General features: G+C 42.8%; 8 protein-coding genes. 7 read left to right on the forward strand and 1 reads right to left on the reverse strand.

From position 1 onward, the window contains the following. Nucleotides 1–13 precede the first annotated feature (13 nt). Nucleotides 14–4,135, forward strand: a complete 4,122-nt coding sequence (locus H70737_RS09215) for a beta-N-acetylglucosaminidase domain-containing protein (protein ID WP_042186598.1) — start codon at nt 14–16, stop codon at nt 4,133–4,135. A gap of 115 nt (nt 4,136–4,250) precedes the next feature. On the opposite strand, the gene H70737_RS09220 is transcribed toward H70737_RS09215, so the two are convergent. Beyond that, on the reverse strand, nt 4,251–4,616 hold the full coding sequence (locus tag H70737_RS09220) for a VOC family protein (RefSeq protein WP_052404224.1): 366 nt from the start codon (nt 4,614–4,616) through the stop codon (nt 4,251–4,253). A 204-nt stretch (nt 4,617–4,820) separates the two neighbouring features. On the opposite strand from H70737_RS09220, the gene H70737_RS09225 reads away from it, so the two are divergent. From H70737_RS09225 to H70737_RS09250, 6 genes are all read left to right on the forward strand, one after another. Beyond that, a complete protein-coding gene (locus H70737_RS09225) occupies nt 4,821–6,908 on the forward strand; it encodes an alpha/beta hydrolase fold domain-containing protein (RefSeq protein ID WP_042186600.1) in 2,088 nt (695 codons plus the stop codon). 127 nt (nt 6,909–7,035) lie between these two features. Next, complete coding sequence (locus H70737_RS09230; RefSeq protein WP_042186601.1) at nt 7,036–7,683, forward strand: hypothetical protein; 648 nt, start codon at nt 7,036–7,038, stop codon at nt 7,681–7,683. Nucleotides 7,684–7,806: 123 nt separating this feature from the next. Next, complete coding sequence (locus H70737_RS09235) at nt 7,807–8,616, forward strand: acyltransferase domain-containing protein (RefSeq protein WP_052404225.1); 810 nt, start codon at nt 7,807–7,809, stop codon at nt 8,614–8,616. Between the two features lie 264 nt (nt 8,617–8,880). Beyond that, nucleotides 8,881–10,119: an RICIN domain-containing protein gene (locus tag H70737_RS09240; RefSeq protein ID WP_042186603.1), complete on the forward strand. Its 1,239-nt coding sequence runs from the start codon at nt 8,881–8,883 to the stop codon at nt 10,117–10,119. Nucleotides 10,120–10,340: 221 nt separating this feature from the next. Next, nucleotides 10,341–12,887 (forward strand): winged helix-turn-helix domain-containing protein, encoded by a 2,547-nt coding sequence (locus tag H70737_RS09245; RefSeq protein ID WP_042186605.1) that lies wholly within the window; start codon nt 10,341–10,343, stop codon nt 12,885–12,887. Between the two features lie 245 nt (nt 12,888–13,132). Then, on the forward strand, nt 13,133–18,808 hold the full coding sequence (locus tag H70737_RS09250) for a cadherin-like beta sandwich domain-containing protein (RefSeq protein WP_042186607.1): 5,676 nt from the start codon (nt 13,133–13,135) through the stop codon (nt 18,806–18,808). Nucleotides 18,809–18,992 lie beyond the last annotated feature (184 nt).

Raw genomic sequence — 18,992 nt, forward strand, 5'->3', positions numbered from 1 at the left:
GAGGGTTAAGGAAATGCCGAAGAAGATTCTCAGTATCTTCATTACACTTATGATGGTGGCCGGCTTGTACTCCAGTTTTGCAGCTGCAGCGGATGTAGCTTCTGATCTTCCACAAAGAGATGCAAAATTAACGGAATCCTATGAAATCTATCCATTACCGCAGCAACAAACCGAAGAAGAGACAACCTTAACCATTACACAAAATGTAAACGTTGTTATTGAAGATTCGATTGACCGGCCGACAAGAAAGCTGCTCCAAAGGATACTGGATTCCAAATCACTTCAGGTCACTGAGTCAGGAGCTGTAGTAGCAGGGAAAACAAATATCTTTTTGGGAACTAGAAATTCATCAGGCTATGTAGACAACTACTTCACTCAGAATATTCCCTATGAGGCGGATCACTTCAATGAGCTGGACGCTTATGTTCTTAACGTTAGCACCAAGCAACAGAATAAAGGTGTTATTGCGATATTAGGTAAAAATACGGATGCGGCTTATTATGGCCTGGCATCGCTGAAGATGATTTTTGATCAAATTCCTGATCTGCAGGTTCGTAATCTCACCATCGAAGATTTCTCTGATACTCGCTCACGGGGATTTATCGAAGGCTTTTACGGCACACCTTGGTCACATGAAGATCGAATGAGCTTGATGCGTTTCGGTGGAGAGCTGAAGATGAACTCTTATATTTTTGCACCTAAAGATGACAAGTACCATAACGCGCAATGGAGAACACCCTATCCTGCAGCTGAGCTTGCCAAGATCAAAGAACTGGTTGATGTCGGCCATGAATCCAAGACGCAGTTTGTATGGGCAATTCATCCAGGGTTCAATATGATTAATTGGAACAATTATGATGCAGAACTCCAAACCTTACTTGCAAAGCTTGAACAATTGTATAGTGTAGGCGTACGTCAATTTGGACTATTTATGGATGATATCAGCACATCACAATCATTAGTGGATAAGGATAAACATGTTAAGCTTATTACGGATGTTGCGAATTGGGTAACGTCCAAGAAAGACGTCAAATCATTAATTTATTGTCCTCCATATTATAATAAAAGCTGGACAGGAACGACTGGCAGACCCTATCTTGAAGCCTTGAGAAATGTGCCAGAGAATGTAGATATAATGTGGACCGGAAACGGCGTTGTTGCCTCTATTAATGCAGCAGATATGCAGTGGCCCAAAGATGCACATGGAAGAGACCCATATATGTGGTTAAACTGGCCAGTGAATGACTATAAGGATGCAAGACTGCTGCTCGGTAAAGCAGAAGTGCTCATTCCAGGTACACATAATATTTCAGGTGTAGTGTCAAATCCTATGAAGCATGCGGAATTATCTAAGATCGGTATCTTCGCGGTTGCGGATTACACTTGGAATGTAGATGATTTTGATCAAGAGGAGAGCTGGCTCGATTCATTTAAGCATATTGCTCCTGAAGTTGCCTCTGAGCTTAATACGATCGCCTATCATATGAGTGACCCATCGCCTAGCGGTCATGGACTTGTGGTAGGTGAATCGGAAAATATCAAAGCTGAGCTTACGCAATTCTTAAGTCAATACTCAAGTGGTCAGCCGATAGAAACGACGGGGAATACATTGATTAAAGAATTTGATCTAGTATTGGATGCCATCGTGTCGTTTAGAGTAAATAACACGAATGAAAATATGGAAGAAGAAATTGATCCATGGCTAAATAGCTTGCAGAATGTCGTTCTTGCCGATAAATCGGCAGTTCTCTCTGCGATAGCAATCCAGAAAGAGAATGTTGATCAGGCATGGGAAGCACTGGCTAAGGCCACAAGCGCATTAAGCTTATCCAAAACATTCAAAATTGAGAAGCTTAATTCTCCAGATGTGACGGTCGAGGCAGGAGCAAAGCGGCTGGTTCCTTTTGCTGAGCAGCTCATCAATAAACTGGATGCTCAGATTTATACTTTGGTGGACCAGGAATATGTTAAACCTCTAGCTGTAAGCTCTTATGGTTCTCCTTCAGGATTAAACCTGATGGTAGACGGAGATTTAGCAACGAACGTCTATATTCAGACCCTTCAACAGAATGGAGACTGGTATGGTGTTGATTTTGGAAAAACCATTAAAGTGGAAGAAATTGCGATCACACAAGGAAGAAATGATGCGGATCACGATATATTCCAAAGGGGGATTCTTGAGTATTCCGTGAATGGTCAAGAATGGACTGCAATCGGAGAAGAGCGTTCCGGGTATAAAATTTCTGCTTCCGGGCTCAATGTGGAGGCAAGGATGGTTCGATATCGATTGACTCATGCTGGAATACCTGGAGGTAAGCCTGATTTATGGACAGCAGTTCGCGAGTTTTCCGTAAATGCAGGTAAAGATAAGGTAGCCATTTACACCGATGTGACAGAGTTGAAGGATACTCCTGTTATGGTAGCAGATAATTCTGTGCAATTATCGAATATGAATGGAATCACATTAAAGCCATCCCAATATGTTGGGATTAATTTGAAATCCATTGAAGAGATCACGCAAGTGGTGTTGGAAGCTTCAAACGGAGAAGTCCGGTTAGAATCATCAAAGAACGGTGTGGAATGGGAACAGGTTAATGAGGGGAATGGGGCGTTTGCTAGTGCTGCCTATTTCCGGATCATAAACAAGGGAACTGAGAATATCACTGTAGATCTGACAAGGCTCATGATCAAGCTGAACAAATTCTCTCCACCAATGATTACTCATAATTACGGAAGCATTTATGAAGGTTCTATCAACAACGTGTACAATGCTTCTTTAGAGAACAAGGTTTGGTTCGGCTCGATTCAATCGAAAGGGAAGTATATTCAGATCGACATGGGCGGTGTGGTGAATGTCCAGAATGTAGCTGTCGTGATTGGAGACGGTGAAGGAGATTTCTTCCGTAAGGGAGATTTACAGCTGTCACTAGACGGACAGACATGGGATACGATCCATACGTTTACTAATCCGAGCGATCGGAGTTTGAATTTCCCTGAGCATGAGGTTCCTTACCGTTATAAGCGTGTTCAAGTTGACGGCGGCAAGCAAGCCCGCTATGTAAGATTGATTTCAACTGAAACCTATGATGCATGGCTCGCGCTTAATGAAATTTTGGTTAATGAAGGGATTGAAAGACCGGGAACTTCCAATCCGGCTATTCAGGCTGAACCTGCTGGAGTTATAGGGAATGAAGCGTCTCTGTCCGTTGATCAAAAGCTATCCACCTTCTATATGCCGGGTGCTGGGAATACGGGTTCCTTAAATTATAAGTTGTCGAAGGATACAAAAGTAAAAGAAATGATAGTTTTGCAAAATCCATCGGATAATTCAAACGCTGCGGTGTCCGTGCGAGATGCGAGTGGATGGCATAAGGTAGGTAACCTGTCCTCATCTTATAATATATTTGACACCTCCAAGTATAGTAATGTGTTTGAAGTGAAGATTCAGTGGGAGGGTTCAACTAAACCCAAAATCCACGAGATCATTACCGTTAAAAAAGACGGGAATGGTGAGGTTGATCCATCGGGTAAGATAACTTCTGTTCTGTCTGGGGTAGACACTGTAGCTGGAGGTAATGACTTTCAACTGGCGTTTGGGGTAAAAAGTGTAACAGATGCTGTATATGCGATGGATATAACCATGAACTATGATCCTAAGCTGTTGGAATTCAAGGCTGCTACTTCCTTGCGTAGTGGAATCCAGGTGCTTGAAACTGCTAATCACACGCCTGGAAAATTACGACTGCTGGTGGTGAGTGAAGGTGCGGGAAATGCTGTGACTGGCAATCTGCAGCTGTTATCCTTGGATTTTGGTACTAAGACAGTAGCGGAAGCTACAGAGAGTACTATTCAGATTGAAAAAGTGATCGTAGCCGATGCGGAAGGCAAGGAGAGCGAAACTGTCACGTCGAGCCATAAGCTCAAGATAACAGCAGAAGAGCCGGAGCCTGGTATGACTGGTGACATCAATAAAGATGGCAAAGTGTCCATCGGTGACTTAGCGATTGTCGCTGCTAATTATGGCAAGGATACCAGCAGTCCGGATTGGGCTGAGGCTAAACGTGCCGATATCAATAAAGATGGTGTGATTGATTTGAAAGACTTAGCGCTGGTAGCTCGTAAGATAACAGAATGAGTAGTAGCCTTCAACCCATAACAAATTAGCAGATATAATCAAAAAAAAGGAAGTGCCACCGCAGCCATTTCATGGCTTTTGGGACACTTCCTTTTTTTGCTTGAAGAGTGCTAGCCTAGCTATGCTCCGCTAACTGTACCTCGAAGCCGTCCGGGTCCAGTATATATAAGAATCGCAGATGGGGATTTGGTGTGATCGGTCCGCGTGCGACGGGGATACCTTGGCTTTTCAAATACGCTATGGCATCGTCGAGCGATTCCACTTCGAAACCAACAGAAACGCCGCATTCCGGCTTCAGTGCCGGATCACTACCCTGAATAAGCTCGATTTTGGGCTGATCCACCGTGCCTAACATAACAATTTGTTTTCCTCTACTCTCAAATCTGCGGTCAATGGGAAGGCCCAGAATCCGGTTATAAAAATCAAGGGAAGCCTCCAGATCGCGCACCCTAAGCGTTACCCAATTCATGCTCAACTTCATGATTGTAATGTCCTCCTCTATCTATTTCTATGACAAAGCCGATTCTACCTAATTATACGCTTTCTTGTTCACTAAAAGTTCGTAATATTAAACCTAATTCACGAAGGAATACATAATTGTTAAACGATGCCTTGAATTCTAGAATGATGATATTGGAATTATATTACTTTTTCAAATCCAAAATCATTCTGGGAGGTTGTCATAATGATGCGTAGGCTTATTTACGTTCTTACGATCCTAGTAATCGTTCTAGGTTCCTGGTTGTTACTGCATAACCAAGAGAATAAGAGCGCTTTAGAAAAGGAAGGAAACGAAGTGACTAACGTGATTACTACTGACAGTAGTACATCAGCGGCTAAAGTTACTGTCAATAACGGACAAATTTCGGTTCAGTACTTGACTCCCGCTTATAAGGTTACAGTGAAAGGAGATATTTTGTATGCGAGCAAGAAGAATGAGACAGATGCTCTAGAACCGCTGAAACTCGATCTGTACGAGCCGTCTGGCGATAATAACGAGAAGAGGCCTGTATTTATTTTCATTCACGGTGGTGGTTATACAGAAGGGAATAAGAACGATGCAGCAGATTTTTCTACGGGATTGGCGAAGCGAGGATATGCTGTATTGTCCGTTGATTATAGGCTGAAAAAAGATCCATTTACTAATTTCAGCCGCACACTTAATGACGCTTATGAAGATATAACCGATGTGATTAAATGGATCAACGATAACGCAGAGATTTACGGGATGGATGCAAGCCGTATTGTTATCGGTGGTGATTCGGCGGGGGGACATCTAGCCATAAACTTTGTCAATCAATATGTATCACAGGATCCTTCCATCATTAAATCTGTATTTTCTATTGTTGATATTTATGGTGGTGATCTGACGAAAAGTGCGGACAGCAAGCTGCCGCCGGTCCTCATCATTCATGGAACGATAGACAAACTGGTGCCGTACCAGCAAAGTGTTGACTTGGCCGAACAGCTGAAAGAGAAGGGGGTGTATCATAATCTACTCACCATGGAAGGTGTCGGACATGACTACAAGAATAATAAATACATCGATGAAATTATGGAGACGACAACACATTTTCTATGGAATGTCATGAATAGTTCTGATCTTACAAAGCTTCCAGAGAATTCCGGAATTTCGATTGCTTCCGGCGATGCCTTTGATATTAAGCTGCCTAAGGCCTATCGCATTCCTGCGAAGGAGTCGATGAACATCGATTTGCCTGAGGGTTGGATACTTCGTGAGCAGGAGGAGGAAGACAGACTTCGGATACAGGTTCCGGAAGGCTTGGTGCGAGGAAACGATACACTGTTTGTCTCACGAGGCGAAGATCCTAAAACGGCAATGAGCTTCGCTGTCAATGTTAACGTAATCGACCCGCTGACGGTGAAATATGAGACATTTTATGATGAAGCTGCCAAGGAATTAAAAACTCATATGGATGTTACTAATCAGTCTACGAACAATTTCAATGGTTCAGTGGAAGCCGATTATGAAACAGGACGTTCTACTCAGGGGACCTACAACGCCACTGTGGAGAATCTGGAATCAGGAAAGAGTGTGCGGTTAGAGATTCCTGAGCTTGCTAGAGGACAACGGACGCTTAAGTCTTATAATGACATAGGTAATCTATTGCAGACGACGTTAGATTCCTTTAACGCACTGTTGTTGCCAAAACTCAGTAAGCCCGTTGAAATCAATGGTAACCTATCAGATTGGAGTGATCAGGCTCGCTTTGATGTGAAGGATATCAAAATCAATGGGTGGGGAGGTGAGCAGGATATCAATGCGAAGGGCTCCTTAGCTTGGGACGCGGATAACCTTTATCTAGGGGTAGAAGTTATAGATGACAAGCATGAACAGTCGGCATCGGGGGATGCCATTTGGAGTGGGGATAGCATCCAGATCGGGATTGGCATTGCCAACTCAGATGGAACAGTACCCTCGGAGTACCATGAACTAGGTGTGGCTCGGGGAAATGCGGGGAATTTACTCAAGTGGCGCTGGTTAACCCCTAAGGGATTCAATATAAATGATGCCATAGAGCTAAAGTATGCGGTGAGTCGTTCAGATTCAACAACCAGCTATGAATTAGCCATACCCTGGCGTGAACTGAGCAGCGACATGACACAAGTGAAGCAAGGTATGAAGCTTAAATTTTCGCTGCTGGTTAATGATAATGACGGCGAGGGGCGTAGAGGCTGGCTGGAATACAACAGTGGCATAGGCTCTTCCAAGGATGTTAATGCCTTTGGGGATCTATATCTGACGGATTGAGAGGATATTTAATAAGCGGCAGAGATGCCGTTTTTTTATTTTCTCCACAACTGGTAGGAATTTGTCTATTATTAAAGTGTTAGTTCAATTCGCTAGATGGTATGATAAGAGCGGGAGGGAATTTAAAATGACCAATGAGATAACCAATGAGAACGAAGAAACATTAAACGAGAACGAGGAAATAACCAATGATCCAGAAATGTCTGAGGAGGATATGAATAAGCTAGTGATGGCTGTTCATCATAACGGTCTCGTAGCTTTGAGAGTGCACTTTCAAGACGTTGAAGGACAAGTGTTGAATATGGAGGCCTACGGCCCGGTTTTTGTTTTTCACGTAAAGTCTGAGTTAGACCATGTCTATTCTTGCGGCTTTTTTCTGCGTGAATTGATTGCAAGATTCCAATCGGGTAAGGATCCTGCAGCATGGATGGCTTCATTCTTTGTTGATCTGATGAAGATTGAGGGCGGCAAAACGCTTCCAAAACCGCCTTCAAGTGAAGAAGAAGCTAAAGCGATCATAGACAATGTATTAGTTCCGCAATGTATTAAAGAAATAACTGAAGAATTTGCGCCAGAAGATGTACATGTTGGACTAGCTTGGAACGAAAAACTAGGTCCGGTTTTCGAGGCTGGATTTCCAGCGATAAGCGATGGGAATAACGTTTGTGCGTTCCCACTGCATTTATTGTTAACGCACTTGCAATTGAATCGGGATCCTTCCGAGCTGCTTGTTCAAGGCATGTATAACATCCGTAAGGAACATGGGTTGGAGTAAAACAGGCTCTGAGCCTTGGCCATCCATATAACAAAGAAACGGCAGAAATGCCGTTTCTTTGTTATATTTTATGAGTTTTTACAAGTGGTGTGCTGTATCCATAGGAAATAGGGAGGTTTTCTAGTGAATATCAGAGCATTGTGTGAGGGGATAAAGCTTGATCCAGCGGCTAGACAGCAGGTTTATGAGTTTCAGATAAAAGAGGATGAATATCTAGTTTATAAACAACATTTTTATTTTGACAGATTTTCTTTTTTTGAATCTGTGAAAGCATCGGAGGGCTATCGAAAGCTACTATTATATTTATTTGTGAGATTCGCAGTAGAAGCTTATGAAGAGTATCGTATTCGTAACATTGAGGATGAGATCTATTATGATACATTCTCAGATATTCAGATCTGGTGCATGCAATGTCTGCGTGATTACGGTGAATATGGTATTGAAGAATATAACTGGCTGCAAGAGCATGTTCAGCTTCGTTTATTTCGTTTGGGAAGAATGCAATTTCAACCTTTTGCGATGGACCGCGATTTAGATGTTGATGGTTGTAAAATCTTTACCAATCAAATCGTGCTTAATGTGCACATTCCAGCGGGAGAGCCTTTATCCGTTCAAAGTGTCGAGGAGTCCTTTCAGTTAGCCAGAGTTTTTTTCAGAGGTATAACTCCAGTGTTTATTTGTCATTCATGGCTGCTTGATCCGGAATTAAGTGAGATTTTGAACCCAGAATCGAACATTATTCAGTTTCAAAGTCGCTTCTACATTTATGAAGTCGATAAAAGTTCCAAGGAAGCAGAAGAAAGAATATTTAGTAAACTAAGTATGACCCCTCAAGCGTACGAAGAGAACACCCAACTGCAACGGCGTGCAAAAGCCTTTTTAATTGCAGGAGGCAAACTAGGAAGTGGCTATGGGATTAAAGTACATAAGTAAGGTTGAAATCTTGGCATATTACGGATAGAGAAGACGTACACTGCAAATGAAGTGATGCGTTAACCTGACTCTGGCTGTAATAGCTGGTTTTGGGGATAGTGCTTTGTTTTATCCAAAAACGAAACCGGTTTCAAATGTACGAGCGCGCCGTGCAATGAAATCAATAAGATCAAAGAGGTGATTCCATTGGGCTGACCCTGGGCAGATATCGTCTTAAGCATTCCTGTGTCCTATAATTTTTTTATTTATTAGGAGGAGACGACGATGTTGAGAAAAGGAAAAATGCTAAGTCTATTTCTGCTGTTTACACTCATGATTGCTTTAGTGACTACTGGCAATTCAAGTGCAGCCTCGAACTGGAATCTGGTATGGAGCGATGAATTTGACGGGAATTCTCTGAATACTGGTAATTGGTCCGCCGAAATCGGCACAGGGAGCGGTGGCTGGGGTAACAATGAACTTCAGTACTATACTAGTCGTCCACAGAACCTGCAAGTTACGGGTGGAAATCTGGTTATTACAGCGCAAAAAGAATCCTACAATGGAATGAGCTACACCTCTGCACGGATCAAAACACAAGGACTTAAAAGTTTTACCTATGGGAAAATCGAAGCTAGAATCAAGGTACCTTCAGGCCAAGGACTCTGGCCGGCATTTTGGATGCTTGGATCAAATATTGATACAGTAGGTTGGCCTAAATCCGGTGAAACGGACATTATGGAACGAGTGAACAATAATGCTTTTGTGAATGGGACAGTACACTGGGATGCCAATGGGCATGCCGAGTATGGGCAGGTATCCGGAAATCTGGATTTCTCTCAATACCATGTGTACAGTGTTGAATGGGATGCGAATTATATTAAGTGGTTTGTAGATGGCAACCAATTTAATGCTTTTTATATTGAGAATGGAACAGGCAATACGGAGGAGTTCCAAAAACCCTTCTTTATCCTGCTAAACCTTGCCGTTGGTGGGAATTGGCCTGGAAGTCCAAACGCCTCAACTGCTTTCCCAGCGCAAATGCTGGTTGATTATGTACGTGTGTATCAATCCGCGCCTACCTCAAGCATCGTTAGTGGTGGGATTTATACTTTAGCAGATAAGGCTAGTGGCAAGGTTCTGGACGTAGTGGATGTATCCACAGCAAGTGGGGCAAAGATGCAGCAATGGACTAATTACATAGCCAATAATCAGAAATTTAAGGTGGAAAGTACGGGAGACGGTTATTATAAGCTGACAGCAGTGCATAGTGGAAAAGTATTGGATGTGCCAAACTCATCAACCGCCACCGGCATACAGTTGCAGCAATGGGATGACAATGGTACAAACGCTCAGCGGTGGAGCATTGTAGATGTAGGGGGTGGCTACTACAAACTAATTTCTAAAGTGAGTGGATTAGCTATGGATGTAAACGGAGCCTCAACGGCAGATGGCGCAGCGGTTCAGCAGTGGACGGATAACGGAAGCGATGCTCAAAAATGGTTTTTTACTAAAGTGAACTAAAAGGATCTATTATACGATTATGTTCAAGAAAACGGCAGAGATGCCGTTTTTTATTTTTTCGCAGAATATAGATACACTTATCAGAAGGCATCATTTCATATTTTAATATTCCTCTATCTGATATACTGTGATTAATAGACTTGAATTCTAAAAAATGCTACTAAAATAGATTGAATTTATTGCATTATCCATAGCATTATACATATTCGGAGGGGTTATCATTGATTGTTGGAACGAAACTCCATATCCCTCGTGTTCGTAAATCTTTGGTCTCTCGCCCAAGGCTGATGCGTAAACTTAATGAAGGAATGGACTACAAGTTGACGCTTATTTCTGCTCAAGCCGGTTATGGCAAAACCACAGCATTAAGTGAATGGATTAGACATTGTGATATGCAAGTGGCTTGGGTTTCATTAGATATGCAGGATAACGATTGGGCTCAGTTTTGGAGTTATGTAACAGCCTCTATCCAGGAGAGTTGCCCTAAGTTTGGATCAACGGTTCAACCCCTTCTGATCAATGGGCCTTCTATGACTTTGGAGCCAGCGATAGTAGCGCTATTGAATGAGTTAAATAACTTAACAAATGAACTAATTATTATTCTTGATGATTATCATGTCATCGAAACCCCCACAATACATCAGTCTATGGCTTATCTACTTGAGCATTTACCTCCCCATATTCATCTATATGTAGTTAGTCGAACTGATTTGACCATACCTACTACCAGGCTTTTGGCAAAAGGTGAGTTACATCGAATCATCATGCAGGATCTGCGTTTTCAACTGGATGAGGGATTTGAATTTTTTCGGGATACAACCGATTTGCAATTAACCACAGATCAAATTACCGAGCTGTATGATCAGACCGAAGGGTGGATCAGCGGCCTGCAGCTGGCGGCGATCAGTCTCAAGCGAAGTGACAATATAGCTGTATCCATTCAGCAATTTAGAGGTCAACAGCAGCATATATCCGATTATTTGCTAGAAGAAGTATTTCATCATCTTCCGGATTCCGTACGCACTTTCTTACTGGAAACTTCTATTTTAAATCGGATGAATCATTCCTTATGTCAAGCTGTAACCGGTCAAATGAACTGCCAAGAGCAATTGGAGAGGTTAGTCCATTTGAATTTATTTGTTATTCCCTTAGATGATCAAAGGAATTGGTACAGGTATCATCATTTGCTTTCTGACTTCTTGCAGCAAATATTGTTCAGAACAGATCCGAATAAGTGGATGCAAGTACACACTCGAGCGGCAAATTGGCTGGAGGAGCATGGCTTTGCTGGAGAAGCAGTGGAGCATCATATAGAAGGGAAGAAGTTTGCAGATGCTGTTCGTTTAATCGAGAAGAATCTTCATACGTTGGTGCAATCGAAAAGCGTTGTTTTGATTCGCTGGGTGTCTGGTTTGCCGGAGAACTCTTTTGCAGAGAAGCCTATGATTGAATTGTTTTATATCTCTGTATTGCTGGGAGTTGGAGAATGGAAGACGGCATTTAAGAGAGTAGAGCAGGCTGAAATACGGTTTCTAGCGTTGCAGGGGAAAATGGATGATACCCAGTGGAATCAGATTATGGGCAATCTTTACTTTTTCTGTTCAGTCACCACTTATCTGCAAAAGGACCTTGAGCGAACGTCGGCATACTTTGAGCTCGTAGAGCAATTCGTGCCAGAAGGTAGTTTGTTTCAAACAATGGGGCGTAATCGTTATCAAGGGAATGATGTGTTTGATGATCACTTGGCACTTATTAATGATCTTCACGCAGCGGAAGCCTTCCTATTAAAATGGATTACAGTTTGGGAGAACAAACAGGAGTATCCTTTTGTTGGTTATTTGTATGCTTCTTATAGCAAATTGCTCTATGAATGGAATCGATTGGACGAAGCTGAACGGTATGCAAGTAAAGTCCTTGAACGTAAGGACATGCAGCCTTTCGCTCGAATATTGATTCACAATTACACTAGCGCTTCAAGGATTCAGCAAGCCAAAGGAGATCCAGCGCGTGCATCACAGCTGCTTACACAGTTGAAACTGCAAATTGACTCTCCTGACTATGATTTGTTTATGTTAGGTGTTGAAGCGGAGCAAGCTTGTTTATCTCTGCAGCAGGGTTCGATTCAAACAGCTCTGACATGGCTAAGGAAATGTGGGTTAACACCTACGGATAAAATTCCTATGAATCGAATCGCGGAGTATCTTGCTCTGGCAAAAGTGTTGGCAGCATGCGAACGTTCAGCGGAAGCCTTACAAGTATTGGATCAACTGAATCTGTTATTATCTAAGGAAAATCGTCTCCGAGATCAAATTAAGGTATGTATTGCGCAAAGTATGACGTTTGAGTCCATCGGCCGCACAGCGGAAGCTCATCTGCACTTGGAGACCGCACTACATCTAGCAGAGCCAGAAGGTTATATTCGGAGCTTTATGGATGAAGGTTCTAAGATGGAGGAACTGCTATCTACTTATCTGAAGATACAGATAGGTAGTCTAATTCGCAATCCAAAGGTTTCATTGTTCTATGTGAAGCAGTTGATCCAGGCTTTTAATGTAACCATGGAAGGCAAGCCATCTCTCAAAGAAATACTAACGGAACAGGAAATGAAAGTTCTACATTTAATCGCAAGTGGGCTGTCGAATAAAGAAATCGCCGACAAGTTATTTGTTACAGGTGAAACAGTGAAATTTCATATTAAAAATATGTATAGAAAGCTTGGAGTAAACAATCGTGTACAAGCGCTCCAATGTTTCAATACATTCATATAATAGGTATGAAGCCCCCTATAAGTAAGACTATCCTCCCCTTTTGGGGAGTTTTTTTTTGGAAAAGTTAGTCTTATAGTTAGGTAATTGCTGAGTATTCGACATACAAAGATATTTTGCAACAAGAAAATATTATGAAAAGAAGGTGTAGAAAAACGAAAAATGGCTGTAAAGGTTGGCAGTTTTATCGCACTTTGGAATTATTTTTACCTGTTTGTTAGGTACATTGGAGGAGAGTAAATATAGCTATGTTAATAAGAAAAATATTTGGTTCTACTGAAAGATGGCTGAAAGGATTTACGATTCGTTTATTAGTAGGATTGATGATATTTTCATCGTTCTCCTTTATATTTACAGGCGTTGTTTCTGCGCAAGATGGGAATACAGGACCTGATGGAAGCCCCGGATGGACCTATTGTGCCGACGAAGGAGAGGATAATACTTGCATAGTTCCAGGGAGGAAAGAAGTCCGTTATTGGGCTACTGGGGGGAATTATAACTATTATTCGAAAATTGTTACCGATAGTACGATATGTTCAAATGACGTAATGGGAGACCCTCAAGGCGGAGTAAGAAAGGCATGTTATTATCGTGACCTTCAGCTTGATAGCGGCGAATTGACTAAAGTCGTTAGTGAGCAGAACAAGACGTTAACGGTTACATTTAATGTGTATGCTAGACAGGCAGGCACAATAGAGGATTTGCGAGAAAAGATTACAGTGAAGAAAACAAGCGGCGGCGCTTATGCACCTCTTGACGTAGAGGACACCGTTACAAACGTAACCTATACAGATACAAGTAGTACGCTAGAAATTCATTTTAAAGACACTTTATTAGGGGATTCAAATGCACTGAAAATCGATGCGGGAGCATTTGTTGATATCTCAGATAACGCATATAGTCAGCCCATTGAGATTACAAATATTCAATTTACTCCGCCTGTTCTAACAGGGGATACGGATAATAACTACACCGATAAAGATATAACGATTACTTTTCCTGACGATTCTCTGTGGCGTGAAGCGATCACGGCGGTGTCAGATGGAGAGGCAGTATTAAGTAAAGAGACACAATACGCTGTTGATGCCGGTATGCTCACGATAAAAGCCGGTGTACTGATGACAAAAGGCAGTCATGACATTAGAGTGGCAGCGCTTGGTTATCCAGATGTGGTTGTAAGTCAACAGATGATCAAAAAGTATACGGGTAATGGGTCAGGTACAGAAAGTGAGCCCTATCTGATTCAGACTGCCGATCAACTGAGTGAAGTTAGAAACCATATGGAAAGTGGTACTTATTTCAAACTTATAGCAGACATCGATCTAGGAAGTTATACAAGCTGGACGCCGATCGGTGATAGTAGTGAAAGATTTAAAGCAAATATAGACGGCAACGGATATAAAATTACGAACCTGAGTATTCATAATAATTACAATTATTATGTGGGACTATTCGGGTATATAGATTTTGGAAGTACAGTTACAAATATGAGATTGGAAAACATCAACATCACAGGTGGTAGTACTTTTGTTGGTGCTATTACTGGAGTTAGTAGTGGAACCATTAACAATAGTTATGTTACTGGGTTATCTCTAAAAGGTAGTGGATATGTTGGAGGAGTGGTAGGATATAGCGAAAATGGATCCATCACTAATAGTTATGCGAATGGAGCATTGAATGGAGGTTATTATGTAGGCGGCTTGGTGGGGAGTGCTTACTTTGGAGTGGTAAGTAATAGCTATGCGTCAGGATCGGTAACCGGGACTGGTATTTATGGAATAAACGGCGTTGGCGGCTTGATTGGTTATTCTCTCTATACAAACATTAGCAACAGCTACGCGACTGGAACTGTGAAGCCTGGTCCTGGGACTGGTGAGGTTGGTGGTTTGATTGGTAGCTATTTCATGTATGGACCATTAGCGAATAGCTTCTATGACAAAGATACAGCACAGCAAGAGGATACAGGAAAAGGTGAACGAAGAACAACTGCAGAGATGCATACTAAGGCTAATTTCAGCGGTTGGAACTTCGATTCCACATGGTATATCACCCCGGATCAGTATCCTAGATTGTGGGCATTTACGGATTTATCTCCAGGGACTAAAGGCTGGACAACAAAGATTAATAATGTATCTAACGGGATGGAATATTCGCTTAACGATAGCAATTATATTCCAATAACAGACATTGATGCAGATAACATTGTTGTAGATGCGGGAGATCAAATTAAAGTCCGAGTAGCAGGAGATATAACAAGCACCAAAACATTGACAGTAGGTGTAGCAGATATTAAGGCCGGACCCACTTTAGGCAGCTTAACGGTGGGAACCACCGCGGGAACTACGAAGCTAATCAATGTAAGTGGAGCTATGGAATATAGAGTCAATTCGGGCTTGTATGAGGAAATTACCGATACAAGTGAGGATAATATTTCTGTCTATGCGGGCGATACGATTTTTGTTCGTCTTGCGGCAACTTCCTCAGAACCAGCGTCCTTCGACCAAAAATTAAAAGTTGGTTTAGCGCATATCAAATCAGCAGGAGCGCCAACTGGATTATTGGCGCCAGGAACGATTGGTGGCACGACAAAGCTAAGTGATGTTTCGGAAAAGATGGAATATAAGATCAATGAGAACCCGTATAAAGGGATTTCCGGTACGAGTGTTGATAACCTCATTGTTAATGAAAACGATACGATCTCAGTTCGTATAGCGGAAACAGCTAAACTACCTGCGTCTGAAGTACAAGAGCTGACCGTTGAATCAGATGTAATAAACCCAAAAAGTGCAGACGCGACCCTAAGCGGACTGACCTTTACCGATGTGACGCTCAGCCCTACATTTTCTAAGGATACATTGACGTATACAGCAGCTGTTGCTAATAGCGTAACGAATACGACAATCACAGCAACCAAAGGGAATAAGGATTCTGTGATCCTAGTGATAGATTTAGGTTCGAAGTCGCTGTCCGTTGGAGTAAATACCTTTATTGTTCATGTTACAGCTGAGGATGGTGTCACGAAGAAGGAATATACCGTGACGATAACTCGTGCGACAAGTTCAGACGCCTCTTTGAGTGCGCTGACGTTAAGTGGAGTGACACTCAGTCCTGTGTTTGCTAGCGGCACTTTGTCGTACACTGCTAATGTAGCAAACAATGTGACTAGTACAACTATTGGAGCAAGCACGAATAGTGGGGCTGCTATGGTTCCCGTAGCAGATCTAGGTTTGAAGCTGCTATCGGTAGGAGCGAATACATTCACTGTCCACGTCACCGCAGAGGATGGTATTACAAAGAAAGATTATAGCGTTACGGTAACAAGAGCGAAGAGTTCAGATGCCACACTCCGTGCCTTTACGTTAAGCGGAATAACACTAAGTCCAGCATTTGCTAGTGGAACATTAACGTACACAGCTAATGTAGCGAATGATGTGACAAGCACGACCGTTGGAGCAACTAAGAATGACGGAACCGCAACGGTTTCAGCAGGTGATCTAGGCTCGAAGACGTTATCGGTAGGAGCGAATATATTCACCGTTCACGTCACTGCAGAAGATGGAACAAAGAAGGACTATACCGTGACGGTAACCCGAGCGGCAAGTTCAAATGCCACGTTAAGCGACTTGTCCTTAAGTGGAGTGACACTGAGTCCAACCTTTGATGAGGATACTTTCACTTACGTATCCAGTGTAACGAATGATGTGAAGAGCACCATCGTGGCAGCAGCTACGAATGATGAAACTGCTACGATCTCAGCAGGTGATCTAGGCTCGAAGACGTTATCGGTAGGAGCGAATATACTCACCGTTCACGTCACTGCAGAAGATGGAACAAAGAAGGACTATACCGTGACGGTAACCGGAGCGGCAAGTTCAGATGCCACGTTAAGCGACTTGTCCTTAAGCGGATTGAGACTGAGTCCAACCTTTGATGAGGATACTTTCACTTACGTATCTAGTGTAACGAATGATGTGAAGAGCACCATCGTGGCAGCAGCTACGAATGATGAAACTGCTACGATCTCAGCAGATGATCTTGGTTCGAAGTCCCTGTCCGTAGGAAAGAATACATTGACGGTAACCGTAACAGCGGAAGATGGGATCACGAAGAAGGAATACACCGTTGAAGTAACCCGAGCGGCAAGTTCGGATGCCACATTAAGTGACCTGACCTTGAGTGGAGTGACACTGAGTCCAACCTTTGATGAGGACACCTTAACTTACGTATCCAGTGTAACGAATGATGTAAAGAGCACCATCGTGGCAGCAGCTACGAATGATGAAACTGCTACGATCTCAGCAGATGATCTTGGTTCGAAATCTCTGTCCGTTGGAAAAAACATAATTACGGTAACCGTAACAGCGGAAGATGGGATCACGAAGAAGGAATACACCGTTGAAGTAACCCGAGCGGCAAGTTCGGATGCCACATTAAGCGACCTGACCTTGAGTGGAGTGACACTGAGTCCAACCTTTGATGAGGACACCTTAACTTACGTATCCAGTGTAACGAATGATGTAAAGAGCACCATCGTGGCAGCAGCTACGAATGATGAAACTGCTACGATCTCAGCAGATGATCTTGGTTCGAAATCTCTGTCCGTAGGAAAAAACATAATTACGGTAACCGTAACAGCGGAAGATGGGATCACGAAGAAGGAATACACCGTTGAAGTAACCCGAGCGGCAAGTTCGGATGCCACATTAAGCGACTTATCCTTAAGCGGAGTAACACTGAGTCCAACCTTTACAAGTGGTGCACTGGCTTACACAGCCAATGTAGCTAATGATGTGAAGAGCACCATCGTGGCAGCAGCTACGAATGATGAAACTGCTACGATCTCAGCAGATGATCTTGGTTCGAAATCTCTGTCCGTAGGAAAAAACATAATTACGGTAACCGTAACAGCGGAAGATGGGATCACGAAGAAGGAATACACCGTTGAAGTAACCCGAGCGGCAAGTTCGGATGCCACATTAAGCGACTTATCCTTAAGCGGAGTAACACTGAGTCCAACCTTTACAAGTGGTGCACTGGCTTACACAGCCAATGTAGCTAACGACGTGAAGAGTACTACAGTATCAGCAACCAAGAATGACGGAACTGCTACGATCCCAGCAGATGATCTTGGTTCGAAATCTCTGTCCGTAGGAAAGAATACATTGACGGTAAACGTTACAGCGGAAGATGGGATCACGAAGAAGGAATATACGGTTACTGTAACCCGTGTAGCAGAAGAAGTTATATCTGGTGGAGGTAGTGGAGGTTCTGGTGGTGGGTTGCCTACACCGACATTTCCACCAACAGCGACACCGACGCCAGTAGCGACGCCAATGCCAACTGTGGCACCAGCGACGACACCGGGAGCTACAACAGCACCAGCGAATAACCTAAGTGATATTTCTGGACATTGGGCGCAGCGCTCTATTCAGGAAGCGTTAAGTCTTGGAATTATCAAAGGTTATTCTGATGGCACATTCAAGCCTAACGGTACCTTAACGCGAGCAGAGTTTGCTCTAATGCTGATGAATGCTTTGAAACCGCAAGAAGCTGGAACTAAGCTGACCTTCACAGATGCAGCGAAGATTGGAGCTTGGGCTCAGGAAGCGGTCGCACAGGCGGTACAAGCAGGTATTATTAACGGCTATGAGGATGGCACATTCCGTCCAAATGCAGAAATTACAAGGGCTGAAATGGCAGTGATCCTTGCCAAGATTTTGGGTAAATCTAATGAAGCAAGTGCCACAACCGGATTTGCAGACGACAAGGATATTCCAGAATGGGCAAAATCCAGTGTAGCTTACTTGAAGTCAGCAGGTCTTGTGAAAGGGAAGGGCGATAATGAATATGCTCCCCAGGATCACGCCACTAGAGGAGAAGCTATAACTATCTTATTGAACTTATTAAAACAAATTAACAAATAAAGTGAAGATTATTATAAAAGGATGAGTGAAATGCCCAATTACTATTTCAATGAAATCTGGACGCCTCTTAAACTTGTAGGAATCCGACTGTTTCGGGATGATAATATGGGCGTGTGGATCAAATTCTGGCACAAACGAAGACGCCGTATTCGAGCCTGATAAACATCTAAGTTGAGTAGTCCTG

It is taken from the genome of Paenibacillus sp. FSL H7-0737 (genome assembly GCF_000758545.1).
Lineage (GTDB): Bacteria > Bacillota > Bacilli > Paenibacillales > Paenibacillaceae > Paenibacillus_AQ.